Origin of the sequence: Streptomyces sp. NPDC085866 (genome assembly GCF_044541035.1) — a bacterium.
Lineage (GTDB): Bacteria > Actinomycetota > Actinomycetes > Streptomycetales > Streptomycetaceae > Streptomyces.
Genome location: NZ_JBITSQ010000001.1, coordinates 360,124 through 383,761 on the forward strand (window position 1 = coordinate 360,124; position 23,638 = coordinate 383,761).

The 23,638-nt window shown below is 69.9% G+C and carries 25 protein-coding genes, 1 tRNA gene and 1 pseudogene; 21 read left to right on the top strand and 6 right to left on the bottom strand.

The window, feature by feature from the left end; all coding sequences use genetic code 11:
* Positions 1-52 precede the first annotated feature (52 nt).
* Positions 53-477: pseudogene (locus ACIF83_RS01625) on the bottom strand (dimethylaniline monooxygenase); the annotation flags it as partial.
* 657 nt (positions 478-1,134) lie between these two features.
* Between ACIF83_RS01625 and ACIF83_RS01630 the strand changes: the two are divergent.
* The 8 genes from ACIF83_RS01630 (at position 1,135) to ACIF83_RS01665 (ending at position 6,168) form a co-directional block, all read left to right on the top strand.
* Positions 1,135-1,374: a chaplin gene (locus tag ACIF83_RS01630; RefSeq protein ID WP_393464453.1), complete on the top strand. Its 240-nt coding sequence runs from the start codon at positions 1,135-1,137 to the stop codon at positions 1,372-1,374.
* 169 nt (positions 1,375-1,543) lie between these two features.
* Positions 1,544-2,377, top strand: a complete 834-nt coding sequence (locus ACIF83_RS01635; protein WP_399722735.1) for a hypothetical protein — start codon at positions 1,544-1,546, stop codon at positions 2,375-2,377.
* A gap of 191 nt (positions 2,378-2,568) precedes the next feature.
* On the top strand, positions 2,569-2,862 hold the full coding sequence (locus ACIF83_RS01640; protein WP_393464459.1) for a hypothetical protein: 294 nt from the start codon (positions 2,569-2,571) through the stop codon (positions 2,860-2,862).
* A 104-nt stretch (positions 2,863-2,966) separates the two neighbouring features.
* The gene (locus tag ACIF83_RS01645; RefSeq protein WP_398138907.1) at positions 2,967-3,467 is read left to right on the top strand and encodes a DUF5949 family protein; all 501 of its coding nucleotides are present in this window, start codon (positions 2,967-2,969) and stop codon (positions 3,465-3,467) included.
* Complete coding sequence (locus ACIF83_RS01650; RefSeq protein WP_393464464.1) at positions 3,467-4,051, top strand: vitamin K epoxide reductase family protein; 585 nt, start codon at positions 3,467-3,469, stop codon at positions 4,049-4,051. Before ACIF83_RS01645 ends, ACIF83_RS01650 begins: the two co-directional genes overlap by 1 nt.
* 147 nt (positions 4,052-4,198) lie before the next feature.
* On the top strand, positions 4,199-4,711 hold the full coding sequence (locus ACIF83_RS01655; RefSeq protein WP_398138906.1) for a hypothetical protein: 513 nt from the start codon (positions 4,199-4,201) through the stop codon (positions 4,709-4,711).
* Between the two features lie 112 nt (positions 4,712-4,823).
* On the top strand, positions 4,824-5,318 hold the full coding sequence (locus tag ACIF83_RS01660) for a tyrosinase cofactor (protein ID WP_398138905.1): 495 nt from the start codon (positions 4,824-4,826) through the stop codon (positions 5,316-5,318).
* A complete protein-coding gene (locus tag ACIF83_RS01665; protein ID WP_393464473.1) occupies positions 5,302-6,168 on the top strand; it encodes a tyrosinase family protein in 867 nt (288 codons plus the stop codon). The genes ACIF83_RS01660 and ACIF83_RS01665 overlap by 17 nt, the downstream gene beginning before the upstream one ends.
* Positions 6,169-6,233: 65 nt before the next feature.
* Here the strand turns inward: ACIF83_RS01665 and ACIF83_RS01670 are convergent, their stop codons facing one another.
* Entirely contained in the window at positions 6,234-6,773 is a 540-nt protein-coding gene (locus tag ACIF83_RS01670) for a chaplin (RefSeq protein WP_399722739.1), read from the bottom strand.
* A 183-nt stretch (positions 6,774-6,956) separates the two neighbouring features.
* Here ACIF83_RS01670 and ACIF83_RS01675 point away from each other — a divergent pair, with 183 nt between their 5' ends.
* The gene (locus ACIF83_RS01675; protein WP_393464478.1) at positions 6,957-7,535 is read left to right on the top strand and encodes a DUF2087 domain-containing protein; all 579 of its coding nucleotides are present in this window, start codon (positions 6,957-6,959) and stop codon (positions 7,533-7,535) included.
* A 51-nt stretch (positions 7,536-7,586) separates the two neighbouring features.
* On the opposite strand, the gene ACIF83_RS01680 is transcribed toward ACIF83_RS01675, so the two are convergent.
* Positions 7,587-8,546 carry a D-2-hydroxyacid dehydrogenase family protein gene (locus tag ACIF83_RS01680; RefSeq protein ID WP_398138901.1) on the bottom strand — a complete coding sequence of 320 codons (960 nt, stop codon included), beginning with the start codon at positions 8,544-8,546 and terminating at the stop codon, positions 7,587-7,589.
* Positions 8,547-8,742: 196 nt separating this feature from the next.
* Between ACIF83_RS01680 and ACIF83_RS01685 the strand changes: the two genes are divergently transcribed.
* From ACIF83_RS01685 to ACIF83_RS01695, 3 genes are all read left to right on the top strand, one after another.
* Positions 8,743-10,761 (top strand): hypothetical protein, encoded by a 2,019-nt coding sequence (locus ACIF83_RS01685; protein ID WP_393464484.1) that lies wholly within the window; start codon positions 8,743-8,745, stop codon positions 10,759-10,761.
* 254 nt (positions 10,762-11,015) lie between these two features.
* Positions 11,016-11,468, top strand: coding sequence for a GNAT family N-acetyltransferase (locus ACIF83_RS01690; RefSeq protein WP_399722741.1), 453 nt, complete (start codon positions 11,016-11,018; stop codon positions 11,466-11,468).
* A 305-nt stretch (positions 11,469-11,773) separates the two neighbouring features.
* The gene (locus tag ACIF83_RS01695) at positions 11,774-12,265 is read left to right on the top strand and encodes a VOC family protein (RefSeq protein ID WP_399722743.1); all 492 of its coding nucleotides are present in this window, start codon (positions 11,774-11,776) and stop codon (positions 12,263-12,265) included.
* Positions 12,266-12,352: 87 nt separating this feature from the next.
* Here the strand turns inward: ACIF83_RS01695 and ACIF83_RS01700 are convergent, their stop codons facing one another.
* A complete protein-coding gene (locus tag ACIF83_RS01700; protein WP_393464493.1) occupies positions 12,353-13,018 on the bottom strand; it encodes a class I SAM-dependent methyltransferase in 666 nt (221 codons plus the stop codon).
* Positions 13,019-13,214: 196 nt separating this feature from the next.
* Here ACIF83_RS01700 and ACIF83_RS01705 point away from each other — a divergent pair, with 196 nt between their 5' ends.
* From ACIF83_RS01705 to ACIF83_RS01715, 3 genes are all read left to right on the top strand, one after another.
* Positions 13,215-13,466, top strand: a complete 252-nt coding sequence (locus ACIF83_RS01705; protein ID WP_393464496.1) for a hypothetical protein — start codon at positions 13,215-13,217, stop codon at positions 13,464-13,466.
* Between the two features lie 694 nt (positions 13,467-14,160).
* On the top strand, positions 14,161-14,676 hold the full coding sequence (locus ACIF83_RS01710) for a hypothetical protein (protein WP_399722746.1): 516 nt from the start codon (positions 14,161-14,163) through the stop codon (positions 14,674-14,676).
* A 554-nt stretch (positions 14,677-15,230) separates the two neighbouring features.
* Positions 15,231-16,505, top strand: coding sequence for a peptidase S8 (locus ACIF83_RS01715; protein WP_399722748.1), 1,275 nt, complete (start codon positions 15,231-15,233; stop codon positions 16,503-16,505).
* Positions 16,506-16,986: 481 nt separating this feature from the next.
* Here the strand turns inward: ACIF83_RS01715 and ACIF83_RS01720 are convergent, their stop codons facing one another.
* Positions 16,987-17,454 (bottom strand): NUDIX hydrolase, encoded by a 468-nt coding sequence (locus tag ACIF83_RS01720; protein WP_399722750.1) that lies wholly within the window; start codon positions 17,452-17,454, stop codon positions 16,987-16,989.
* An 18-nt stretch (positions 17,455-17,472) separates the two neighbouring features.
* Here ACIF83_RS01720 and ACIF83_RS01725 point away from each other — a divergent pair, with 18 nt between their 5' ends.
* From ACIF83_RS01725 to ACIF83_RS01745, 5 genes are all read left to right on the top strand, one after another.
* Entirely contained in the window at positions 17,473-18,252 is a 780-nt protein-coding gene (locus ACIF83_RS01725; RefSeq protein WP_389174924.1) for a GntR family transcriptional regulator, read from the top strand.
* Positions 18,253-18,391: 139 nt separating this feature from the next.
* Entirely contained in the window at positions 18,392-18,748 is a 357-nt protein-coding gene (locus ACIF83_RS01730) for a hypothetical protein (protein WP_399722753.1), read from the top strand.
* A 2-nt stretch (positions 18,749-18,750) separates the two neighbouring features.
* Positions 18,751-20,103, top strand: a complete 1,353-nt coding sequence (locus tag ACIF83_RS01735) for an FtsK/SpoIIIE domain-containing protein (protein ID WP_399722755.1) — start codon at positions 18,751-18,753, stop codon at positions 20,101-20,103.
* 82 nt (positions 20,104-20,185) lie between these two features.
* Complete coding sequence (locus tag ACIF83_RS01740; RefSeq protein ID WP_384462486.1) at positions 20,186-20,458, top strand: hypothetical protein; 273 nt, start codon at positions 20,186-20,188, stop codon at positions 20,456-20,458.
* A 64-nt stretch (positions 20,459-20,522) separates the two neighbouring features.
* Entirely contained in the window at positions 20,523-21,593 is a 1,071-nt protein-coding gene (locus ACIF83_RS01745) for a tyrosine-type recombinase/integrase (protein ID WP_399722757.1), read from the top strand.
* Between the two features lie 87 nt (positions 21,594-21,680).
* Here the strand turns inward: ACIF83_RS01745 and ACIF83_RS01750 are convergent.
* Positions 21,681-21,756: transfer RNA gene (locus ACIF83_RS01750), tRNA-Arg, on the bottom strand.
* Between the two features lie 271 nt (positions 21,757-22,027).
* On the opposite strand from ACIF83_RS01750, the gene ACIF83_RS01755 reads away from it, so the two are divergent.
* Positions 22,028-23,635 (top strand): dynamin family protein, encoded by a 1,608-nt coding sequence (locus ACIF83_RS01755; protein WP_393464628.1) that lies wholly within the window; start codon positions 22,028-22,030, stop codon positions 23,633-23,635.
* Positions 23,636-23,638 lie beyond the last annotated feature (3 nt).

A 23,638-nucleotide genomic window follows, 5' to 3' on the forward strand; every position in this document is an offset into this window, starting at 1 on the left:
GCGTCTCCTGCCACACGCAGGCGCCCTCCGCAGTGGCGCCGTACCGCATCCTTCAGTTCCGCACCGTCTCCAGCACCTCGCCACGCCGTGCGGCCCGGATCCGCCAGCCCGCCGGCCCCGCGCGCAGCCGTCGCCGTACGCCGCGCACCAGCGCGCCCGCCGTGAAGGTCGCGCCGTGCACGAAGCGCATCGCCGGGCCGAAGCCCGACGCCGTGACCAGACCGGCCAGGAACAGGCCGGGGTGCGACGACTCGAAGTCCATCCCCACCTCCGGAGCGCCGTCGGCCGCCGTCGCCGGCAGGGCGTGCAGCTCGGGGGAGGGCAGCCGCAGCCCGTCGCCGTGATGACGTGCCCGGTCTCCAGCGTCCGCGTCCCGCACTGCCGGGCCACCGTCTCCAGGCGCAGCCCGCCCGGCACCTCACGCTCCGCCGCCACCTCCAGGCCTCGAACGACCAGGTGTGCGGCTGGAACACGGTCGGGATGCGCCCGCGCACGGCGAGCCCCGCCTTGCCGCTGTGTGCGTGTATCGGTTCGGGCCGTACCTCGTCGACCATCCGTGCGAGCTGCCGTACCTCGCCGGCCGGCCCCGGACCCGGCGACCGCCCGGCCCGCCACTCGCGGACCCCGGCGCCCAGGTCCCGCAGGCCCGCGGCGAGTTCGCCGCCGGGACGGTCGACCGTGACTCGCAGACCGGCCGCGAGCCGGGCCCGCACGAGGTCCAGTACGCCCCGGGCGACCCCGCCGTCGACGGGTTGCGCGAGATGCAGGACCCGCGGCCGGAAGTCGGGTGCCGACTGGTGCATTTCGCGGGTTACCTCGCTCATGGGGGCGCTCGGGTGCATACGGGTGGGTACGCGCGTCATGCCCGCGCGTCCACGGTGACGGAAGAGCGCGCCGGTACACGGCGCGTCCCGGCCGGGACGCGAGCCGGAAGCCCGGCTGGTCACCACCGCGGCACGCGGTTGCTGAGCGCGACGGTCGTGGTGAAACCCGGACATATGTGCTGGAATCGTGAAGGCTACTTCTGGAGGGGATCACCCCTTTGGCGGCACAACCGCCAAGGGCTGCCGTGCGTTGACACAGCGCCGGGTATCCCGCCCGGATGTTCGTGTCGATTCCAAGGAGCTCTTCTCCATGTCGCGTATCGCGAAGGGTCTGGTTCTGACCTCCGCCGCCATCGCGGCCGTCGCCGGCGGTGCCGGTGTGGCTGCCGCCGACTCCGGCGCGCTCGGCACCGCCTCCGACTCGCCGGGCGTGGCGTCGGGCAACGTCGTCCAGGTCCCGGTCCACGTGCCGGTCAACGTCTGCGGCGACAGTGTCAACGTCATCGGTCTGCTGAACCCGGCGTTCGGCAACAACTGCGCCAACGGCTGACGTCGGGGCGCAGCCCTTCGGGCCGGCCGTCCACCCGCGCATCGTCCGCGGGTGGACGGCCGGTTCAGGTCTCCCTCGGATGGTTCACGCCAGGTAGGCGAGCGGTTGCGGAACGTCACGGCTGGTTCAACGGTGGGCTCAGGCCCCTGCCCCACCGAAAGGAACCCCCATGCGTGTGCTGCCCGTGCGGCGTCTCGCGTCCACCACCCTCTGCGCCGCCCTCCTGGTCGGCATCGCCGGCCCCGCCGCCGTCGCCGCCGACTCGGCCAGGGAGCGCACCCACGCCGGCTCCCACTCGGCGATCCCCGGCGCCGATGCGCTGCTCGCCCAGGTCAGGTCCCTGCGCAATGTCGACCCCGTGCTCAACCCGGTCGTCGACCTGCTCGACCAGTCCCTCCAGAAGGGCCGGCTGACCCCCGACCAGGCACGGAAGCTCGGCGACGCGGCCAAGGAGGCCATCGCGAAGGCCGCCGCGGCAGCGCCGACGACGCCGGCCACGCCCACCTCCCCGGCGACTCCCACGGCTTCGGCTTCGCCCACCTCGCCGACGACTCCCACGGCCCCTGCGACGAACACCGCTCCGGCCACACCGAATACGTCCGCCTCGCCGAGCACGTCCGCCTCGCCGAGCACGTCGGCCTCGCCGAGCCAGCCCGCCGCCCCGTCCCTGCCGGTCGACCCGAGCGTGGGCGCGCCGACCGTGCCTGCCGCACCGAGCATGCCTGCCACACCGAGCATGCCCCCCGCCTCGGCCGCGCCCCTGCTGACCACGTTCGCCAAGAGCGACGTCAAGGCCACCCAGGCCCGCGACCTCACCGACGACCTGCAGAACGCGATCGATGCGTTGCTCCAGGCCGTCACCTCCAACCTCGACGGGCTGCTGGCCACCGCCACCGGAGCCGTGAGCGACCTGGTCGACCTGATCGCCTCGACCCTCGACGGCCTGCCCCTGCCCCTGCCCCTGCCCAGCCTGCCGGCGGACCCGGCGCTGCCCACCGGCTGATCCGCGCGACCCCCGCTGCCTCGGCCGTCGCGCCCGTCGTCACCGTCGGGCACGACGGCCGAGCGCTGTCCACCGGCGGGAAGGGGATCTCATATGTCTTCTGGGCGCGGGGTTTCCGGCCCGGAGGGAAGTCGTTAGGCACGGCGTCAGAATTCCCTGGGGTGACCTGAGTCGCCGAAGAAAGGAACAGGATGAAGTCCCTGAAGGCTGCCGCTGTCGTTGCCGGTTCCGTGGCCCTTGTCGGCGTCGCCGCGCCCGCGTTCGCCGCCCACAGCACCGCCGACCTCACGCCCACCAGCCTCAACGGCGCCGTGAACACGCTCTCCAAGGGCGGCTTCACCCTGAACGACGTCATGCCACTGAAGCACCAGTCGGACGCGCTCAACACCGAGAACAAGGACTCCGTGCTCAGCACCGTCAAGGGCGCCACCAATGCCCTGAACCAGCACAACCCGTTGCTCGGCGGCCTGCCCCTGCAGAGCTGAGGTTCGAGACCCCTTCCCTCGATCGTGTGGAGCGGCCCCGGGCGCTGGTCCGTATGAGTGAGAAGCCGCCGGGCCGCGCCACACCCCGTCGATAAGGTCGCGCGGTGACCTCAACCTCAAGTGAAGCCCGCCCCTTCCGCGCCGCCGCCCTCGGCACGCTCGTCGTCCTTCCCTGGAGCGGCGAGGCACCCGACGGCAGTGACATGCCCTACCTGCTGGTCTACTCCCTCGGGGACGCCGAGGGCGGCCCGGAGGCCACCGCCGCCGCGGTCGAGCGGCTGCTGGAGGACAACGGCCTGCCGGTCGGCGGTGACCTGGTCGACGGCACCAGCAAGCCGAGTCTGCCCGTCACCCTGCTCGTCGAGGCCGGCCAGGCCGTCCTCAACATGCCGCAGCTGGTCGCCCAGGCCGACGCACCGCCGGAGTGGCTCGCCGCCGTGGCCAAGCGCGGCCACGCCTACCTGGTCTTCACGACCCGCGCCTGGCCCGAGGGCCAGCCCGGCAAGCCCGTCGAGCCCGCCGCGCTGGCCGCCTTCGCCGGTGCGGACGAGACCCTGAAGGCCGCCGCGCACATCGTCCTGCCGGCTCGCAGCCTGCGCCGCTGATGCCCCGGACCCTGGCCGGCGGCAGGGGGTTCGGGCTGCTGCTGGTGATCACCGGGGCGGCCGGACTGCTCGCTTCCTGGGTCATCACCCTCGACAAGTTCAAGCTGCTGGAGAACCCGAACTTCGTCCCCGGGTGCAGTCTGAACCCGGTGGTGTCCTGCGGCAGCGTGATGAAGAGCGACCAGGCCTCGGCCTTCGGGTTCCCCAACCCGATGCTGGGCCTGGTGGCCTACGGCATCGTCGTCTGCGTCGGCGTGAGCCTGCTGGCCGACGCCCGGTTCCCCGGCTGGTACTGGCTGCTGTTCGAGGCCGGGTGCCTGTTCGGCGTGGGGTTCTGCACCTGGCTGCAGTTTCAGTCGCTGTACCGGATCAACGCACTGTGCCTGTGGTGCTGTCTGGCGTGGGTCGCCACGATCGTCATGTTCTGGTACGCCACCTCGCTCGTCTTCGAAAACGGGTTCCTGCCCGCCCCCGGATGGCTCAGGACCTTCTTCGCGGAGTTCACCTGGCTGCTTCCGCTCCTGCACGTCGGTGTCGTCGGAATGCTCGTACTGACGCGATGGTGGGACTTCTGGACCAGCTGATGAATGACGAGCTGATGAATGAACGGCTGATGAGTGACGAGCCGACAATTGCTGCGCCCGGGCGAAATGTGCGCTGATGGCGTTTTCCGGCTCGTTACGCGGTACGGACGTCGAACCCTCCGCATCCTGAAAGGGCCCGTACCTGCAATGAAGTCGACCACCCGAGGAACCCTTGCCGCAGTCGTCACGGGCGTCGCGGCCGTCGTGGGGGCCGCCGGCCCCGCCGCCGCGGTCGGTGCGGTCCCCGTCCCGGTGCCGCTGGAAGGCGTCTCCGACTCCCTGAACATGGAGGTGCCCAAAGCCGGTCTGGAGGTACCGCTGCTGACGCCGGGCGCCCCCGACGGGCCGCGGTACGTCACCGGCCGGCTGCTGCCCGAGCGGGCGCTGCCCCAGCTGCCGGTGACCGGTGCCCTGCCGGGCGCGGACCTCAGGACACCCCTGCCGCACGTCCTCGGTGACGGCCTCGACCACGTCGGCGTGGGCGCACCCGCCTCCGACCTGCGCACCCTCGGCCCCGGCCTGGCGCTCGACGCTCCCCTGACCCAGCCCAACCCGGACAACTTCGGCCTCCCGGACCTCAAGCTCCCCCAGGCCGGCGTCATCGCCCCGGCCCTGCAGACCGTCCCCGGCGCCGACCTGGGCACGGGCTCGGGCCTGTAGCCGACGGTGCGGAGACCGTCGCACCCACCACCGGATGGCCCTGTGCCGGTGACCCCGTCCGTGTTCCGACGGTTATCCGTACGGACATCTGATCCCGGACGAGGAGAGCGCGATGGTCGTCGGTGTCGATGGCGTGGCGGTGGGGACGGAACAGCAGGTCAGAGCGGGCGCGGGGAGAGTGACGCGGAGGGAGATGACGCGGGGACTGCTGGCCTCGGCTGCCGCCCTGGCGCTGGCGCCGGTCGTCGCCGCCTCCCGCCCGGTCCCCTCGGCGGACGGCTCCGAGGACTGTTCCTTCGACGAGACCTACCGGGGCCGCCGCATCCTGGGCATCCTGGTGCCGCTCGCCGGACGTGCCACGCCCGAGAGCGAATGGCAGGTGACCGTCGACGGCCGCCCGCTGCATCTGATGCGCCGGGCCGACGGCACCTGGCTGAGCATGGTCGACCACTACAGCTCGTACCGCACCCCGCTGGAGGCGACCCGCGCCGCCGTCGACGAGATGGGCCCCGGCCAGCGGCTGCGCGACCTCGCCCCGGGTCCGGTCGGTGGTGCGCCGGCGGCGGGACATCTGGACTTGGGGGGTGTGTATGGCGTACGTGCGTAAGGACGTCCGCACGCTCACCCGCACCGAGCGCCGACGGTTCGTGAACGCCCTGCTGGAGCTCAAACGGCGCGGTGAGTACGACGAGTTCGTGCGCCTGCACATCGACTACTACACCGTCGACGGCGAGGACGGCCTGCGCACCGCCCACATGGCCCCCTCCTTCCTGCCCTGGCACCGCAGGTTCGTGCTGGATCTGGAACGGGCACTGCGCCGCGTGGACTCCTCGGTGACGGTGCCGTACTGGGATTGGACCCGGGACCGTACGAAGACGTCCGTGCCCTGGACGAAGGATCTGCTCGGCGGCAACGGGCGGCGCTCCGACCGGCAGGTGATGACCGGTCCGTTCGCCTACTCGGCGGGCCACTGGACCATCAAGGAGGGGATCACGGACGGCAGGTTCCTCACCCGGGACCTGGGCCGCTCCGCCGCCCCCATCGCGCTGCCCACCAAGAGCGAGCTGAAGTGGGCCCTCGACGACCCCGTCTACGACGTCCGGCCCTGGGACTCCACGGTCACCCGGGGCTTCCGCAACAAGCTGGAGGGCTGGGGGACCGGCAGCGGCAGCACCTCCTGGCGCAACCACAACCGGGTGCACCGCTGGGTCGGCGGCGCGATGCTCGGCGGCGCCTCGGTCAACGACCCGGTGTTCTGGCTGCACCACGCCTTCCTGGACCTGCAGTGGTACCGGTGGCAGCGCGCCCACCGCAGCCACCGCTATCTGCCCGCGGACCCGCCCGGCCCGGCCGACCGGCAGCACCAGCGGATCGTCTCCCGGCATCAGAAGCTGCCGCCCTGGAGTGTGACGCCGGACGGGCTGGAGGACATGAGCCGGATCTACCGCTACGTGTGAGCCGTGTGGCGGCATGGAGAGGCCCCGGCGCTCGAGATGCCGGGGCTCTCCTCCGTGCGCTCGGCTCAGTTGCCGTAACTGCCGGGGGCCGGGGCCTTGGGGGTGCCCGGGGCCTTGGGGGTGGTGGGCGTGGTTGGAGCCTTGGGGGTGGTCGGGGCCTTGGGGGTGGTCGGGGTGGTGGGGGTGCCAGGGGCCTTGGGGGTGGTCGGTGTGGCGGGGGTGCCCGGGGCCTTGGGGGTGGTGGGCGTGGTCGGAGCCTTGGGCGTGGTCGGAGCCTTGGGGGTGGTGGGCGTGCCCGGGGCCTTGGGGGTGGTCGGAGTGGCGGGAGTGCCCGGGGCGCCCGGGGTGCCCGGGGTGGTGGCGTTGTTCGGGTTGGCGCAGCCGTTGCCGAAGGCGGGGTTCAGCAGGGCGATCAGGTTGACCGTGTTCCCGCACAGGTTCACGGGCACGTGGACGGGAACCTGGACCACGTTGCCGGACAGGACGCCGGGCGAGTCGGCGGCCCCGCCCTGGGCGCTCGCGTCGGCCAGGGCCAGACCGGCCCCGCTGATCACCACGGCACCGGCGCCGAGAGCGACGGCGGCTGCTTTCGCGATGCGAGACATCACGTTCTCCTTTTGTTGCTCGGTGGATGCGGTGGCAGGACCAGCCACCGCACTTCGCGTTCAACGGCGCGGTCCTGGGCTGGTCACGGTGATCAACGGGGGATCACTCTTTTAACAAGAGGAGCGGTTCAGGCCAGAGTTAATGGGAGGCGTCCGGTGCGGCCGTCCCCCTAACCTCCGGTCATGACCACCGACATCGACACCGATACCGACGCCGGCGCAGACACGACCGAGCGGGCCCGGCAGTTGATCGGGCTGCTGGCCGAGAGGAGCCGGCTGCGCGTCCTCGCCGCCGTGGCACTGGGCGCGGACAGCCCCGAGCGGATCGCCGAGGTGGCCGGGCTGTCGGCGAAGGACACGGCGCTGGCGCTGCTGCGGCTGCGCGAACAGGGCGTGGTGACGGACGGCGCGCAGGGCGGACCGGCCGTCTCCTACGACCTGTTCCGCGAGGTGGCCCGCCGGGAGCGGCCGACGCCACGGGCCGGGGACGGGACGGACTCCGTCCTGGACACCTTCGTCCGGGACGGGCGGCTGGTACGGCTGCCCGCCCAGTGGACCCGGAAGAAGCTGGTACTGCGGCACATCGCCGAGCGGACCTTCGAGCCGGGCGTCGAGTACCCGGAGCGTGTCGTGAACGAGCGCCTGCGTGCCTGGTGCGAGGACTCCGACGAGATCGACCATGTGACGCTCCGACGCCATCTGGTGGACCTCCACCATCTGCACCGGAGCGAGGGGATCTACCGGCGTCCGGTGACTGGTTGACGGTGCGTCAAGCGCTGGTCCGTGCCGGTCCGGCCGTCGTGCGACGGGACGTCAGGGCAGCCGTCGTACCGGAGAACCCGCGAGGTAGGCCTGGATGTCCTCCACCGCCTGGCCGTAGTACGTCGCGTAGTTGGCCCGGGACACATAGCCCAGGTGGGGTGTGGCGAGGAGGCGGGGTGCGGTGCGCATCGGGTGGTCCGCGGGCAGCGGCTCGACGTCGAAGACGTCGACACCGGCGCCCGCGATCCGGCCCTCGTGGAGCGCGGCCAGCAGGGCGTCCTGGTCCACGATCGCCGCGCGGGAGGTGTTGACCAGGTAGGCGGTCGGCTTCATCAGAGCCAGTTCGGCGGCGCCGACGAGGCCCCGGGTGCGGTCGCCCAGGGCCAGGTGCACGGAGACGAAGTCGCTGGTGGTCAGCAGGTCCTCCTTGGAGGCGGCGAGTTCCACGCCCACCTCCCCGGCCCGTTCCTTGGTCAGGTTCTGGCTCCAGGCTGCGACCCGCATGCCGAAGGCGAGCCCGACCTGCGCCACCCGGCCGCCGATCTTCCCGAGCCCGAGCAGCCCGAGCCGGCGGCCGTGCAGGTCGGCGCCGACGGTGGACTGCCAGGGCCCGCCGGAGCGCAGCGCCTCGCTCTCCTCGACGATCCCGCGGGCCAGGCCCAGCAGCAGCGCCCAGGTCAGCTCCACGGGAGGCGTCGACGCACTCGCCGTACCGCACACGGTGACGCCGTGCGCCTCGGCGGCGGCGTAGTCGATGACGCTGTTGCGCATCCCCGAGGCGACGAGCAGCCTCAGCCGCGGGAGGCGGGCGATCAACGAACCGGGGAACGGGACGCGTTCGCGCAGGGTGACGACGATGTCGTAGTCGGCGAGGGCCGTGGCGAGGGCGTCCTCGCCGTCGAGGTGCTCGCGCAGTGCGACGACCTCCACCTGATCCTCGATCACCGACCAGTCGGCCGACTCGGTGGCCACCCCCTGGAAGTCGTCCAGTACCGCGCAGCGAAGTCGCACGTCGTCTCTCCCTTCCCCGCGGCGACTGTACCGGCAGGTCCGGAGCGGGAGCCGGGCGCCGTACACCAGCCAAACGGAACGTGAACTGCTTCTTTCTTCCTGGTGTACAACTCTTCACCCTCTTCTTACGTCGAACTGGCGAACAGCGGCGTTTGCCCCACCACGCGCCTGCCATCCCGGAAGAGGAATCCTGCTCATGACGATCCGTCGGTTGTGTGGTGTCCTGCGCGTGCGCGGGGCGGCCGACCTGCTCCTCGTACTCCTGCTCGGTGCCGGCTTCGCCGCGCTGCCCGTCTTCGCGCTGCTGCCGTCCCTGTGGGGCTTCGCCGCGGCGTCGGCGGTGACGTATCTCGCGGACGAGGTGCTGCACTCCAGGGCTCCGGGCTTCGTGCGCAGGCTGGCGACGCTGCAGCTCACCCGCCCGCTGCGGTTCGCCGTCCGCACGGTGATGCTGCTCGCGCTGGCCAGCCGGATGGATGCGCCGGACGAGGTGCTGGTGGCCGCGCTCGCCGTCTTCAGCGCCCACTTCGCGATGATGATGCTGTACACGGCGGTGCATCACGCGATCCGCCGGCGCCGGGTGCTGCCGCTGGTCGTGCGCAACCTCGACATGAGCGGGCTGCCCGTCCCGAAGCAGCCGCCCGCCGTCCTCTACCGGCGCTTCCTGCGCAAGCTCCTCCACCTGGACCTGCCCGCCCACGCCGGCCTCCTCGCCGCGCTGGCCGCGGGGACCTGGGAACCTGCGTACACCGGCTTCGCGCTCACCGTCGGTGTGACCGTGGCGGGTGTCCTCGCGCTGCTGGGCCAGTACCGCAGGGTCCGCCGCATGCCCGCCCGGGACGAGGTGTTCGCCGAGGTCAACCGCCAACTCGACGGATACCGGCCCGAGGTGGCGCTGTACTTCAGCTTCGCCTCCGTCTCCCGGGACTTCATGTACCAGGTCAACATGTGGATCGAGACGCTGGAGCAGCTCGACCTGCGCCCCGTCATCATCCTTCGGGAGCGGGCCTCGTTCCGCTATCTCAGCCGCACCTGGATCCCGGTGGTCTGCGTCCCCAAGGCCGACGACCTGGCCGAACTGGAGCTGTCCGGCGTCCGGGTCGTCCTCTACCCGGGCAACGCGGGCAAGAACGTGCACATGCTGCGGGTGGCCGAGGCCAAGCACGTCTTCATCGGTCACGGCGACAGCGACAAGCTCGCCAGCAGCAACCGGGTCAGCAAGGTGTACGACGAGATCTGGGTGGCCGGCCGCGCGGGCCGCGACCGCTACCAGCGGGTCCGGCACGCCATCAGCGACAGCGCCATCGTCGAGGTGGGCCGCCCGCAGCTCTCCCCGATCCGCCTGCACGCCGAGCACACACCCGGACCGCTCCCCGTCGTCCTCTACGCGCCCACCTGGGAGGGCTGGAGCGACGACGACTGCCACACCTCGCTGATCCCGATGGGCGTACCCCTGATCGAGCAGCTCCTCGCGCAGAACGTCCGGGTCGTCTACAAGCCGCACCCGCTCACCGGCAAGCGCTCCGCCGAGGCGGCCGCGGCCGACAAGGCGATCCGCGAGCTGCTGCGGGCCGACAACGAGCAGCGCGGCGCAGCGGAGGCGGAGGCCGCGGTCGCCGCGGCGAAGCCCCGGCTGCAGGAGATACAGGCCCGCCTCGACGAGCTGGCCGGCCGGCTCGGCGGCGACGACGCCGAGCAGCTGCGCGAGGCCCGGGTGCCCGACCGCGCGGGGGCGGCCGAGTGGCAGGAGCTGCGCGCCGAGTGGCACCGGATCTTCTGGGCGAGCCGGGGCCCGGTCCGCCACAACGTGATCCTCAAGCAGCTGCCCGCCCTCTACGAGTGCTTCGACCAGGCGGACATCCTCATCAGCGACGTCTCCTCGGTCGTCGCCGACTTCGTGGCCAGCCTCAAGCCGTACGTCCTCACCAACGCCCACGACCTGCCCGACGACGAGTTCCGGGCCGCCTACACCACCGCGGGCGGCGCCTACCTCCTCGACCGCGAGTGCACCCGCCTCCCGGAGATCCTGAACGCGGTCCGGGCTCCGTACACCGACCCGATGACCCTCGACCGCCGCACCCTCAAGGAGTACGTCCTCGGCCCGGACCACCCCACCTCCATGGAGCGCTTCAACGCGGCGGCGAACGCACTGGCGGCGCGGGCGGCGGCGGAACGCGCGGAAGAGGACGAGGGAGGCGCGGAACTGGCGGCCTGAGCGGAGGCCGAGCCGTATCTGAGGCTGTGTCGCCCTGAGCGGGGGCCGAGCCGTGTCCGGGGCCCGCCCGGCGCCGCCTCGGCCGCCGGCACCCGCTGCGGGTGCTCGACGCGGCGGTGGTGCGGGTGGTGGGGACGGAGCTGGTGACGGTGCGAGTGGGTCTCGGGTGGGAGGCCCGGGCGGATGCTGAGGCAGCCCAGGCCATCGCTGCTCCGTCAGAACCGTGCAGTGCGGCGCGCGATAGCCTGGTGATCATGGCGGACTGGGAGATACGACCGGCGTCGATGGCGGACGTCGAGCCGCTGGCCGAGCTGCGGGCCGTGGTGATGCGGGCGGATCTGGAGCGGCTCGGGCGCTACGACGAGCGGCGGGTGCGGCAGCGGCTGAGGGACAGGTTCGTGCCGGCGCACACCTGGGTGATCGAGACGGGCGGCGCGTTCGCCGGCTGTGTCGCGCTGCGCCCGGCCGAGGACGCCCACTGGCTGGAACACTTCTACCTGGCCCCACGCCTGCAGGGCAGCGGCATCGGCGGGGCCGTACTGCGCGAGCTGCTGGAGCGGTGTGACCGTGACGGCACCCCGGTCCGGCTGCAGGTGCTGCAGGGCAGTCCGGCCCGGCGGCTGTACGAGCGGCACGGCTTCACCCTCGAGACCGAGGACCCGGTCGACGTGTTCATGCTCCGCGAGCCGGCCTCGGCCGCGTCCTGACTGTCCCGGGCGTCCCTGAGTGCCCCTGAGCGTCCTGAGCGGCGCAAAGCCTTCCCGATGCCCCGTCCGGGGCACGACCGTGCTGACGAGGAATCTCTGCCGGCCGCTGATCCCACCGGCGCGCTCCCGGCAGGACTCGGCCTTGGGCTGGTGTAGTTCTCACCTGCGCCGACGGTCCGCAGACGTCCGTACTCGTCCGCTGCTGTCTGCTGTTCGGGCAGCCGGCGAAAATCCACCGATGAGTTCCGCCGGCCGGGCCGGTCTACCAGGACGTACGCCATCGAGCTACTGACCGGAGACCCACCATGACCACTTCCGCGCACCCCGGCCGCATGCTGTTCGTGAACATCCCCGTAGCAAACCTCGAGCGCAGCAAGGCGTTCTTCGCGAATCTCGGATTTGGCTTCAACCCGAAGTTCACCGACGAGAGCGCAGCCTGCATGCCGGTCGGCGAGCACGCCTTCGTCATGCTGCTCAGCCGCGAGAAGTTCGCGGAGTTCGCGAAACTGCCGCTGGCCGATCCCACCACGCACACGCTGGCGCTGTACTGCTTCAGCATGTCATCCCGCGATGAGGTCGATACGGTCAGCGCCGCTGCACTCGCGGCGGGCGGCTCCAAGGCGGATGACGCCGAGGACTACGGCTTCATGTACTCACGCAGCTTCTTCGACCTCGACGGCCACGGCTGGCAGGTCATGTGGATGGACCCTGCGGCGGCGGAGCAGGGCCCCGAGGCGTTCGCGGCCTCTGTCCAGGACGCCGACGACCCGGCGTCTTCGCCTGCTGCAACCTTTTGATCCGTAGCTCTTCCCCGTGGTTACAGCGTTACGCGGCCGGGTCAGTGCCGTCGACGGTGATGTCGGCTGCGGGGATCGGGACGGCGCTCACCGGGGCAAGGTCTGCGTGACGCGCCACAGGCGGCGGGGCAATTCACCTTCTTCGAAATCATGCACCTCGTTGAGAGTCCATCCCTCAGCGAGCGAGTCGACAAGGTGACGGGGGAAGAAGTGCACCGCGAAGCCGCCGTGCTCGAAGATGTCGTCACCGTGCGGGGTGCCGGCACCGTAGTGGGCGTCGCCGGTGTGACGGACGGTGTAGACGAATACCCCGCCCGGCCTCAGTACGCGGCTGACCTCGCCGACCAGGGCATGGATCTCCTTGGTCGACAGGGCCATGCACAGCAGCATGTGCGCGAAGACTGCGTCCACCGACGCGTCGGACAGCGGCAGCGGATCCCGCACGTCGTGCACGGCGGTCGTCACCCGATGCTCGACTCCTTGGGAATGGGCGGCGTCCCGCATTTGCTCCAGTCCGACGGGGCTGAAGTCGGTGGCCTGGACGGTGAAGCCCTCACGAGCGAAGAAGAGGGCGTCGCGGCCCTGTCCGGCTCCCAGCTCCAGCACGTCATGAGCTCCGGCCGATCGGAACGTCTCGGCAGCGTGGACAGCGGCCGTGGAAGGCTGATCGCCGTACATGCCCGGATGGGCGGTGTAGGTGTTCTGCCAGTGCTGCCACTGCACGTCGGCAAGCTCCTGCGCGTCGTCGCTCACATCTCTTCGCTCCGCTTCCCGGCTTGCGCCGGACTACGCTGAACAGCCTAAAGGGCCTTGGTCGACAGCGAGGCGCCGCACAGCTCCTCCTTCTCGCAACCCACGCCACTCACGGCCGGTACTCGCGAACGGCGCACGCCTTCTTCGCCACCCTGTAGTACTGCGGCCCACGCCCGAGGAAGTCATGGCCATATGCGTGAAGGACGTGACGCTGCCCGGCCCGGATGCCGACGATCAGTGGTGCGAGCTGTTGATCCACACGGCGACCCCAGAGATCGGCAAGCAGCTCGACGACGGCATCCCGCCCGCGTCGAGGGGCAGCTTCCTGATCTCAAGCGTCGGCTCGAAGCCGCGGGTGATCTCCCCGAGCTGCCGGACGCCGGCTGACTCATTCCCGGCCGAGAACTTCGGCACGTATTCGCCACGGCCACCCGCGAAAACCCGGTGACAGCCGGACGGCCCCGGAGTCTTCCCTTGATCGTCGTGGGAGTGCCCGGGGCTTCGCCGTGTCGGCTGGAACCCGCGCTGACCAGCAAAAAGCCCTCCCGAGCGGGAGGGCGAGGGGTGGCGCCCCCGGCAGGACTCGAACCTGCGGCCAAGCGCTTAGAAGATGTGGGCACGCCTTGGTGGGGCGGTCCGATCGTCCTATGCCGGCCCCGTGCCCGGCCGCCGAGTGCCGCTGCCGTCCGCCGTCGTTGCCGTCAGCACTGCCGTCACCGCCGTCGGCGGCGCCGCCGTGTGACCACCGCATTTGGAGTTCGATTCAAGCCAGCTGCGACTGCGGCCGTCGACTGGTGCCACGGTCGAGCAGAACCGCCGGTGTGCGCCTCCGTTCGGTGCCGTTGATGTCACCCTTGGATGTCAGAAGCCTTCTGATCCGTAGCTCTACGGGGATCGGTAAACGGAGGTCATACAGGTTGATCGTGAGAGCTGATATGGGGCGCTCGCTGTTGGGGGCGCAGTACTTCGCTGCTTTACAGCACGGTCCGATCGTGTCGTGGGGGTCATGGAGCAGGGGTGCCGGCAAGAGGGCAGCATTCACTGGCGTCGCGTACACCCCACGGGCTGTGCAGCTGAATCTCGCCTCTTGGTGGAGAGCCCTTTCCTCCGGGACACTCCTTCGGGGGAGGGAGGGGCTCGATATGTACAACGCCTTGTCACTCGCTATTTCGCTTGTAGCATTAGGGCTCTCGGGATTCGCCACGCTTTGGCAGCTACGCCAGGCACGCTCAACCAGCCACATGACCATGCTGCTTGATGTGGCCCTGCATAACATTCGGGACAGAGATTTCCAGAGAGACCAGCATTACGTTCTGACGCGGCTTGCACAGGAGCATGAGCCTGTTGTTGGCATGGATTCTCTGCCCGAGCCGGTGCGTACGATGACACGCAACGTGGCCTTCAGCTATGAGTACATTGGAGCAATGGTTGCCCTTGGCCTGGTCGACTCAGATTTGGCGCTTAGCGTTTTGCATTTCCGCGTCAGGCAAGTTTGGACAGCACTGGAACCGTATGCGCGCGCGGAGAGGGAAATAAGGAATGCTCCCTTCCTCCCCTTCTTCGAGAATCTCTATCTGGTGTCATTTGCGAACCCCACTGCCGATTTCTTGCGCTCTCTCAATTTGCGCACTTCTGACGGAAATTCACCCTCCCAATAAAGCGTCTGTAAAGTCTGGGTAGGAACCATCGGCGGGCAGTTCATTGATTTCGGGCGTTTACCTAGATCGGCTCGTCCGAGCCTCAGCAGTGAAGTGACGATTGCTGAGGCTCATCTGTTGTTCCTCAACATGGCTTCGCGGATGAACACCTTCGGTGGTACCCGATGCGGCACCTCTGACCAGTGGGAAAGCCGTCGTCGTCTGTCGTTGTTGGCTGCCCTCGCACGGCCCAGAGACGGCCCCGGAGAATGCCGGATCATGGCCCTCGACGCCAGAGGAGAGAGCTTCATCCCCCGCCACCGGAGCTGCCTGCCGGACGTGCGCGTATTGCCGTCTGCCGTACGGGTGGATCAGTGCGTCATTCGACGGGCCGTCAAGTGTCGTTCGCGTTCCGTGCGGTGGACGTCTGATGACAGTGGATCCGCGGCAGACGCCGTGACGGGGTGCGCGGACCGGTGGTGACACCGCGACGGGACGGGTGGCGCCGCGGACCCGGATGTTCGGCGGCGACAGCCTGCCTGAAAGGGGACACCGTCCGGCCCCGGAGGAATGCCATGCATGGTTCCCGTGCGTTCCGGGTGCTGGCGGCCGTGGTGCTGACCTTGACGGGCCTGGCGGCCGCGCCGGTGACCGCGCACGCCCGCCCCTCGGCCAAGGATTCCCGGCCGACTTCCCGGCTCGTCTGCACCCAGCACTCTTCTTTCGACCAAGCAAGTTGTCTGGCGATGGTCCGCACCGATCTGAAACCCCTCCCGTCCCTCCTGCCGAGGGCGAAGCCGCCCGGCCTCAGCCCTGATGACATCCGCAGCGCCTACGAACTGTCCGGCAGCGGTCAGCGCCGTACCGTGGCGATCACCATCGCCCACCATGATCCCAACTTGGAGAGCGACCTGGCCGTCTACCGCCGCCAGTTCCATCTGCCGGCGTGCACCAAGACCAACGGCTGTCTCCGGGTGATCAACCAGCGCGGCGGAACCACCCTGCCGTCCTCCTTCGACCCGACTTGGGCGTTCGAGGAGTCCATCGACGTGGACGCGGTGAGCGCCGCCTGCCCGAACTGCCGCATCCTGGTCGTCGAAGCGGACAGCGCCTTCGCCTCCGACCTGTTCCCCGCGGTCGACCAGGCCGTCGCCCAGGGCGCGAAGTTCATCTCCAACAGCTGGGTCTTCCCCGAGGCCTCGTTCGAGACGAACTTCGATTTCCACTTCAACCACCCCGGCATCGCCTTCACCTTCGGTTCGGGTGACCACGGAGGCGTAACGCAGTACCCGCCCGCGTCCCCCTATGTCACCGCGGTGGGCGGCACGACGCTGACCCGCGCGAACAACCGGCGCGGATGGACGGAAAGCGCCTGGAGCGGTACCGGGTGCGGCTGTTCTCTCTTCGAACCGAAGCCGCCCTTCCAGCACGACACCATCTGCCCCAACAACCGCACCATCGCCGACGTCTCCGCGGTCGCGGATCCCGCCACCGGCCTGGCTGTGTACGACACGGCCCCCACCCCCGGCGGTGGCACGGGCTGGTTCGTCGCCGGCGGCACCAGTGTGTCCGCCCCCCTGGTCGCCGGCATGTATGCCCTGGCCGGAAACCCCGCCCCCGGCACCTTCCCCAACACCTACCCCTACGCCCACCCTCGGGACTTCCACGACATCACCACCGGCAGCGCGGGCTCCTTCTCAGCGGGCCCGGGCTACGACGCCCCCACCGGCATCGGTACGCCCAACGGCGTCGACGGGCTGCGGTCGAGTGACCCCTACGGCTCGCACCGGCGCGCCCCAGAGCCGCTCCGGAAGGTGGAAACGGCAGGCCAGCCACGTAGGTCGGCGTAGCGGCTCTGGGCTGCAGTCCCAATAACCGAGTCAAGCCGACGGGCTGCCGCCCTCGATACCGCAGACGACCGACTTCCTCACACACCCCCTCCCCAGCTCCCATCCCGTACGCCGTCGACCCACACACCGTGGAGCAGGCGTGGTTCATGGCGTCCAGGTGGAGCGCGCCACTGTACGAACGACCTGGACGCCATGGGCCGCGTCTGCTCGGCTCTGCCTGGGTCGATGGCGTACGGGATGGGAGCACCCCGCGCACGCCCCTACGGACCCGCAGCCGGGGACGGCGCCCCCTCCAGCCCGGTGTCGGCCGATCCCCCGCCGGAGGCATCGTTCCGACCGTGGCCTTGCCAGTCCAGGTCTCGACTCAGGGCCGTAGCTCGCTGCGGCCCCAGGGGCCGGCCCCTGCGCCGAAGGCGTGTGGGGGCCGGCCCAAGGGGCCAGCCCGCGCCTCGCGCGGGCCCTTGATGAAGTAGGGAAACTCTTATCCCGCTGGGATGAGCCGCCGTCCGTCATGGCTCCTCACGTGCGGGCCGTTGCCGTCCAGGGCATCCAAGAGCCGGACTGCGAAGACCTCGGACATGCGCTCTGCGACCTCTTCGGGCGTGAGCCAGTCGACGGCTGTCGACTCATTGGACGTGCGCTCGGTGCCGCCAGAGGGCTTGCACCTGAAGACCAGGGCGACGATGCCTCGGGTCGTGTTCTTGTACACGCCAGTGAGTTCGTCCACCTCGACGTGGATGCCGGTCTCCTCCAGGACCTCGCGGGTGACGCCGGCCTCCGGGGTCTCCTCGAGTTCGAGTACACCGCCGGGCAGCTCCCAAGTGCCGTTGTCCGCACGGCGAATCGCCAGGAGTCGGCCGTCTTCGCGTACCACGACCCCGGCGACGGACACGGAGTGCAGTGGCGTTGACTGGCCTTCCTGGGCGCTGTTACTCATGTACAGGAGCATAGGAGGAAGAGAAGGACTATGGGAACCGCGGTAGGAGGTGAGAGGTCCGTACCTCGGTACGTACAGATCGCCGAGGAGATCGTGCAGCAGATCCGGGCGGGTGTCCTCAAGCCTGGTGAGATGGTGCCGAGCGAGTCCGAGCTGGTCGAGCGCTACGGCGTCTCGGGCGGCACGATCCGCAAGGCCATGGTTGAGGTGCGTGCGAGCGGGCTCGTGGAGACCCGGCACGGCAAGGGCTCGATCGTGAAGGATCGCCCGCCGGTGCGGCATCGGTCCTCCGATCGCTTCCGGCGCTCGCATCGCAGGGGCGGCAAGGCCGCCTACCTCGCTGAGTCCGAGCAGTCCGGCGCCACGGCCAAGGTGAGCGTCCTGTACATCGGCCCCATGGAGGCCCCCGAGGATGCAGCCCGGCGACTGGCCGTCCCCGCCGGCACCCAGGTGCTTGCCCGCCGTCGCCTCTACTTCCGCAACGGCACCCCCGTCGAGACGGCGACGTCGTACCTCCCATGGGACGTCGTGAAGGACATCCCTGAGCTGTTCGCCGAGAACCCCGGCGGTGGTGGCATCTACGCCCGACTCGAAGACCACGGGCACGAGTTCGCCGAGTTCGTTGAGACCCTCCAGGCGCGTCCGGCCTCGAAGGCGGAGGCCTCGGAGCTTGCGCTGAGCGCTGGTGCTCCACTGGTTCATCTGATCCGTGAGGCTCGTACGACCGAGGGGCGCGTGGTCGAGGTCTGCGACACCCTCATGGCTGCTGACCAGTTCGTTTTCGAGTACCGGATCCCCGCCGAAGACTGACACGCAGTCAACTCCACTCAGCCCGCCGCGAGTTCTTCTTCGTGGCGGGTTGACTCATGTACAGGAGTGGTGCACTCTTCTTCATGTCACTCATGTACATGAGTGGTGGAGTTCAGCCCCTATAGAGGAGTGATCCGCTGTGCGCCAGATCCCCGTCGATACCTCCGCCGCGACCGTGATGGTCGCCAAGACCCCGCAGATCAAGCTCAAGGACCGCCGTAGCGGCGAGATCGCCACCGACGCTGAGACCGGCGCGAAGCTGATGACCGTGGACGTGATGTTCGCGGCGAACGACGAGGTCGAGATCCTGTCCATCACCGTCCCCGAGCCCGGTATCTCCGGTGAGCTGACCATGGGCACGCCGGTCGCGCTCACCGGGCTTATCGCCCGCCCGTGGGAGAACGACTTCAACGGGCAGAAGCGGCACGGCATCGCCTTCCGCGCCGTCGCGGTCACCTCGCTCGCCGCCGCTGCCGCGAAGCCCAAGGTGGCCTGACCATGACCGGCTTCACGGTCGCTCTGGTGCTGGTTGTCGCCACTGCGGGTCTCCTGCGGTGGCGGCGTCCCGCCTGGTACTGGCTGACCTTCGGCGTCACCCTCGCCGCGCTGCGGGTCCTGGTCCACTACGGCTCCGTCATGGACGCCTGCGGCTTGACCGTTCCGCCGTCGCGTTGGCGGCTGGCGTTAGCCCGCATGACGAACCGGCCCGTGCCGGAATCCCGGCCGCCGCGCATCCTCCGGTTGCGGCCGACCCGGACCGGCCTGGTCCTGCGGCTCAAGCTCCGGCCCGGCCAGGATGCCTTCGATATCGCCGCCGCCTCCGACCGGCTGCGGCACTCGTTCTCGATGTACGGCGTCACCTGCCGGGAACTGCGCTCCGGCGTCGTAGAGGTTCGGATGACCGGCTACGACGTCCTCAAGCGGGTGCAGATGCCCCCCAAGGTCGAAGTCCGTCCGATGCGGGTCCCGGTCGCCCTGCGTGAGGACGGCTCCGTGCATTACCGCGACTACCGGGCGATACCCCACGCGCTGACCCTGGGGGCCACTGAGTCGGGCAAGTCCGTCTACCAACGCAACCTCGTCGCCGGGCTCGCCCCGATGGACGTCGCTCTGGTCGGGATCGACTGCAAGCAGGGGGTGGAGCTGTTCCCGCTGGCCCGCCGGTTCTCCGCGCTCGCCGACAACCCCGACACCGCCGCCGAACTCCTTGATGCCCTCGTGACCCGCATGGAGGACGTCTACCAGCTCATCCGCGCCGAGCAGCGCATCACCTCGGCCGTTCCGGACGCGGAGATCGCCGCCGACATCTGGGACCTGCCCGACCACCTTCGCCCGACCCCGGTCGTGGTCCTGGTCGATGAAGTCGCCGAACTCGCCCTGAGCACGAAGAAGAACGACCCCCGCCGCGATCGGATCATTAGGGCCCTGGTCCGTCTCGCGCAGCTCGGCCGGGCCGCCGGCATCTATCTGGAGATCTGCGGTCAGCGCTTCGGGTCCGAACTCGGCGACGGCATCACCATGCTCCGCGCCCAGCTCACCGGCCGCACCGCACACCGCGTCAACGACGAAGCCTCAGCCAAGATGGCCTTCGGCGACATCTCCCCGGACGCCGTCCTGGCCGCGATCCAGATCCCCGCCGAGATGCGAGGGATCGCCATCGCCGGAGACTCCACCGGCGGCTGGCACCGCATCCGTGCCCCGCACACCTCCCTGCGCCAGGCGGTCAACATCTGCAACCGGCACGCACAGCGCACCCCGGACCTGCCCGAACTGGCCCCCTTCCGGCCCGAGCTGACCGGGACCTCTGGAACTCCGGCGGCGCTGTCCAAGACGGCTCCCGCCGCCGTCTGACCTCCTCGCTCCACGGTTGGCGCGACCAGCTTTCGCGCCAGGTCCCTACCCCTGCCATGCCTGAAGAAGGAGAGGCCCTCTCATGCCCCAGTCACTGACAGCGCTGGATGACCTCCTCCCCGACGACTTCCTCGGTCAGCTCGCTGCCCTGCGGGAGGCACGTGATCAGTTGGACCAGCAGATCCGCGCCTACCTGGCCTACGGACGGGAGTTCACCGGCCCCCGGCCCTACACGCTGGCCTCACTGGCTGAAGCGGCCGGGCTGTCGATCTCCGGAGTCCGTACCGCCTACACAACCGCCGACCGCGACGCCGTGGCTCGCGCCCTGGGCCGAGGCCCCCGGAGCCGGTCATGAGGATGTCCGCCCGCCCGCTCCGCCTGGACGCCGTCCTCGTGCAAGCCGTCATCGCCGGAGCCCGATGCTCGCGAAGAGCGATCAGGGCATCCCTGCGGCAGACACGACGGAAAGCCTTGGCACCTACCTGACCTACTGGCTTGAGCACATCGTGAGCCACAAGGTGCGGCCGTCGACGGTTTACAGCTACAGCAAGTGCGTCAACGCGTACATCATCCCTCGGCTCGGCAAGAAGAAGCTGGCCCGGCTCACCGCCAAGGACGTGCGCCTCTTCCTCGACTGGGCTCGGCAGGCATGCCAGTGCTGTGCTCAGAAGCGCGACGCCGCCCGTCAGGCCGCTACGCGCCGCTGCTGCGCCGCCACCCCCAAGCGGTGCTGTGAGCGTCGGCTGTCTCCCCGCATGGTCCAGTACCTTCACGCGGTGCTGCGGAACGCCCTCCAGCACGCGGTGCGTGAAGAGCTGGTGCAGCGCAACGTCGCCAAGCTCGTCCAGGTACAGACTCCCCGGTACCGAGTCGGCCGCGGCCTGTCCGTCGCCGAGGCCAAGATGCTCCTGGGCGACGTGCGTGATGACCGCCTGAGTGCGGCCTACGTGCTGGCCCTGTACCTGGGGCTGCGGCGCGGTGAGTTGCTGGGGCTTCACTGGTCGGATGTCGACCTGGATGGGGGATCGCTGGAGATCCGTACGGCTCTGCAGCGGGTCAATGGTGAGCTGACGCTGACCGCGCCCAAGACGCGTCGCTCGGAGAGGCCCGTACCGCTTCCCGTCGTGTGCGTCGACGCGCTCCGCCGGCACCATGCGCGCCAGGCCGAGGAGCGCCAGGAAGCGGGGGAGCAGTGGCGGGAAGCCGGTCTGGTCTTCACCACCAGGCGGGGGACCCCGATCGAGCCCCGGAACCTGAACCGACACTTCTACCCGATCCGTGAGCGGCTGGGCCTGGGGGTGCGTTTCCACGACCTTCGGCATACCTGCGTGACGCTGCTTCTCGGCCTCGGTATCCCGCCGCACATCGTTCGCGACATCGTCGGGCACAGCGCCCTGGAGGTGACCATGAACATCTATGCGCACGCCGACATGACCGAGAAGCGGGCCGCTCTGGATCAGCTGGGAAGTCTGCTCGCCGACGACGAGTGACGGGCCCGTTGCCGTCAGCGTTGCCGTCAGAGACACGAAACGCCCTGGAGGGGAGATCCCCTCTGGGGCGTTTTTGCTGGTGACGGCTGGCGCCCCCGGCAGGACTCGAACCTGCGGCCAAGCGCTTAGAAGGCGCCTGCTCTATCCACTGAGCTACGGGGGCCTGGTGCGGGACAAGGATAAAGCTCCCCGTTCCTTGACCCGGATGCTTCGCCTCCGTGGCTCGATGTGGAGGTTCGGTGAAGCGGTCCTGATAATCGCAGGCAGGTACGAATCGTGCACCGCTTTTGGCCCCTGACGCACAGGGTGTTGTGCACTCGTTATGCCTGGACTGTGCCCGTGTCCCAGTCATCCCTTACATCCGATGTGTTCCATCGGCGCGCTGAGATGTCCATATGCTTCAGAATTCCCCTAAAATTGGGCATTCTTCGCATGTGGTGACCTTGGACGTACGGCCTCAGCTGCTCGACACACTCTCCGCGCTGCGCGACCGTGTCGACGCCGCACGCTTTCCGCTGCCCCTGGCCGGGGCCCCACGCGCGCGTGCGAACCGCGACGAACTCCTGGCGCAGCTAGACGACTACCTGCTGCCCCGGCTGCGGGAGCCCGATGCGCCCCTGCTGGCCGTCGTGGGCGGCTCCACCGGGGCCGGCAAATCGACCCTCGTGAACTCCCTTGTGCAGCGCCGGGTCAGCGAGGCGGGCGTGCTGCGGCCGACGACCCGCACACCGGTGCTGGTCTGCCATCCGGAGGACCATCACTGGTTCAGCAGCATGCGTGTCCTCCCCGACCTCACCCGCGTGTGGGTGCCGGACCAGGAGGCGGGCGACGACCTCCTGCTCTCCGGCGAGAACCACGCGCGCGTGCTGCGCGTCGAGACCGCCGACACCCTCCCGCGCGGGCTCGCCCTGCTGGACGCCCCCGACATCGACTCCCTGATCGCCGACAACCGTGTCCTGGCCGCCCGGCTGATCTGCGCCGCAGATGTCTGGGTCATGGTCACCACCGCCGCCCGCTACGCCGACGCCGTCCCCTGGCATCTGTTGCGCACCGCCAAGGAGTACGACGTCACCCTGGTGACCGTCCTCGACCGCGTGCCCCATCAGGTCGTCTCCGAGGTCTCCCGCCAGTACGGCGCCCTCCTCACCAAGGCCGGCCTCGGCGACGTACCCCGCTTCACCGTGCCGGAGCTGCCGGAGTCGGCCTGGGGCGGCGGCCTGCTCCCGGCCACCGCCGTGGCAGCTCTGCGGACCTGGCTCGTCCATCATGCCCAGGACTCGACGGCCCGCCAGCGCGCCATGGCCCGTACGGCGTACGGCCTCCTCGACTCGCTGAAGTCGCGGCTGCCCGAGCTGGCCAGTGCAGCCGCAGCCCAGTACGCGGCCGCCCTCCGGCTCACCTCCGCCGTCGAGAGCGCGTACGACAGCGAGCACGCGCGCGTGCGCGGCCGGCTGCAGTCCGGGGCCGTGCTCGCCGGGGACGCCCTCAAGCGCTGGCGTGCCTTCCCTCTCGACTGCACTCCCGGTGAGCTGCTGGACTCCCTGGTGGAGAGCCTGGCCGCGCTCCTCCTGTGCTCCGTCACCGCCGCCGACGAGCGCGTCGACGAGGCCTGGCGGCGCGAGCCCGCCGCGGGCGCCGCCGGGCTCGCCGACCGGCAACCCTCCCTGGAGAACGCCGAGCACCGCATCGGGCTCGCCGTACGGCGCTGGCGGCGCGAGTTGGAGGAGTACGCCGAGGACGAGGTACGGGAACTCGAGCGCAGCATCGCGCCCGACGCCGAGGTCGTCGCCGCCCTGGTCGCCACCGCGCTGCTGGGCGGGCGCCGGGCGCGCAACGCGGGCGAGGGGCTCGCCGAGCGGATCAGCGCCCACGGCGCGCTGCGGCTGCGCGACCGGGCCGGACGCCTGCTGGCCGAACACGTCGACCGCGTCATCCACGCCGAACGCGAGCGGCGCCTCGCCCCGCTCGACGCCCTGGACGTCCAGGCCGAGCCCCAGGCCGAACTCATTGCCGCGCTGTCCGTACTGCAGAAGGAGAGGTGACCG

Excerpts from the sequence above, each read along its gene's own strand:
- ACIF83_RS01745 (WP_399722757.1), top strand. The coding sequence starts at position 20,523 with ATGCTCGCGAAGAGCGATCAGGGCATCCCTGCGGCAGACACGACGGAA.
- ACIF83_RS01665 (WP_393464473.1), top strand. The coding sequence starts at position 5,302 with ATGGCGTACGTGCGTAAGGACGTCCGCACGCTCACCCGCACCGAGCGC.
- ACIF83_RS01640 (WP_393464459.1), top strand. The coding sequence starts at position 2,569 with ATGAAGTCCCTGAAGGCTGCCGCTGTCGTTGCCGGTTCCGTGGCCCTT.
- ACIF83_RS01710 (WP_399722746.1), top strand. The coding sequence starts at position 14,161 with ATGTACAACGCCTTGTCACTCGCTATTTCGCTTGTAGCATTAGGGCTC.
- ACIF83_RS01725 (WP_389174924.1), top strand. The coding sequence starts at position 17,473 with ATGGGAACCGCGGTAGGAGGTGAGAGGTCCGTACCTCGGTACGTACAG.
- ACIF83_RS01630 (WP_393464453.1), top strand. The coding sequence starts at position 1,135 with ATGTCGCGTATCGCGAAGGGTCTGGTTCTGACCTCCGCCGCCATCGCG.
- ACIF83_RS01740 (WP_384462486.1), top strand. The coding sequence starts at position 20,186 with ATGCCCCAGTCACTGACAGCGCTGGATGACCTCCTCCCCGACGACTTC.
- ACIF83_RS01715 (WP_399722748.1), top strand. The coding sequence starts at position 15,231 with ATGCATGGTTCCCGTGCGTTCCGGGTGCTGGCGGCCGTGGTGCTGACC.
- ACIF83_RS01685 (WP_393464484.1), top strand. The coding sequence starts at position 8,743 with ATGACGATCCGTCGGTTGTGTGGTGTCCTGCGCGTGCGCGGGGCGGCC.
- ACIF83_RS01660 (WP_398138905.1), top strand. The coding sequence starts at position 4,824 with ATGGTCGTCGGTGTCGATGGCGTGGCGGTGGGGACGGAACAGCAGGTC.
- ACIF83_RS01670 (WP_399722739.1), bottom strand. The coding sequence starts at position 6,773 with ATGTCTCGCATCGCGAAAGCAGCCGCCGTCGCTCTCGGCGCCGGTGCC.
- ACIF83_RS01650 (WP_393464464.1), top strand. The coding sequence starts at position 3,467 with ATGCCCCGGACCCTGGCCGGCGGCAGGGGGTTCGGGCTGCTGCTGGTG.
- ACIF83_RS01675 (WP_393464478.1), top strand. The coding sequence starts at position 6,957 with ATGACCACCGACATCGACACCGATACCGACGCCGGCGCAGACACGACC.
- ACIF83_RS01690 (WP_399722741.1), top strand. The coding sequence starts at position 11,016 with ATGGCGGACTGGGAGATACGACCGGCGTCGATGGCGGACGTCGAGCCG.
- ACIF83_RS01655 (WP_398138906.1), top strand. The coding sequence starts at position 4,199 with ATGAAGTCGACCACCCGAGGAACCCTTGCCGCAGTCGTCACGGGCGTC.
- ACIF83_RS01695 (WP_399722743.1), top strand. The coding sequence starts at position 11,774 with ATGACCACTTCCGCGCACCCCGGCCGCATGCTGTTCGTGAACATCCCC.
- ACIF83_RS01720 (WP_399722750.1), bottom strand. The coding sequence starts at position 17,454 with ATGCTCCTGTACATGAGTAACAGCGCCCAGGAAGGCCAGTCAACGCCA.
- ACIF83_RS01635 (WP_399722735.1), top strand. The coding sequence starts at position 1,544 with ATGCGTGTGCTGCCCGTGCGGCGTCTCGCGTCCACCACCCTCTGCGCC.
- ACIF83_RS01735 (WP_399722755.1), top strand. The coding sequence starts at position 18,751 with ATGACCGGCTTCACGGTCGCTCTGGTGCTGGTTGTCGCCACTGCGGGT.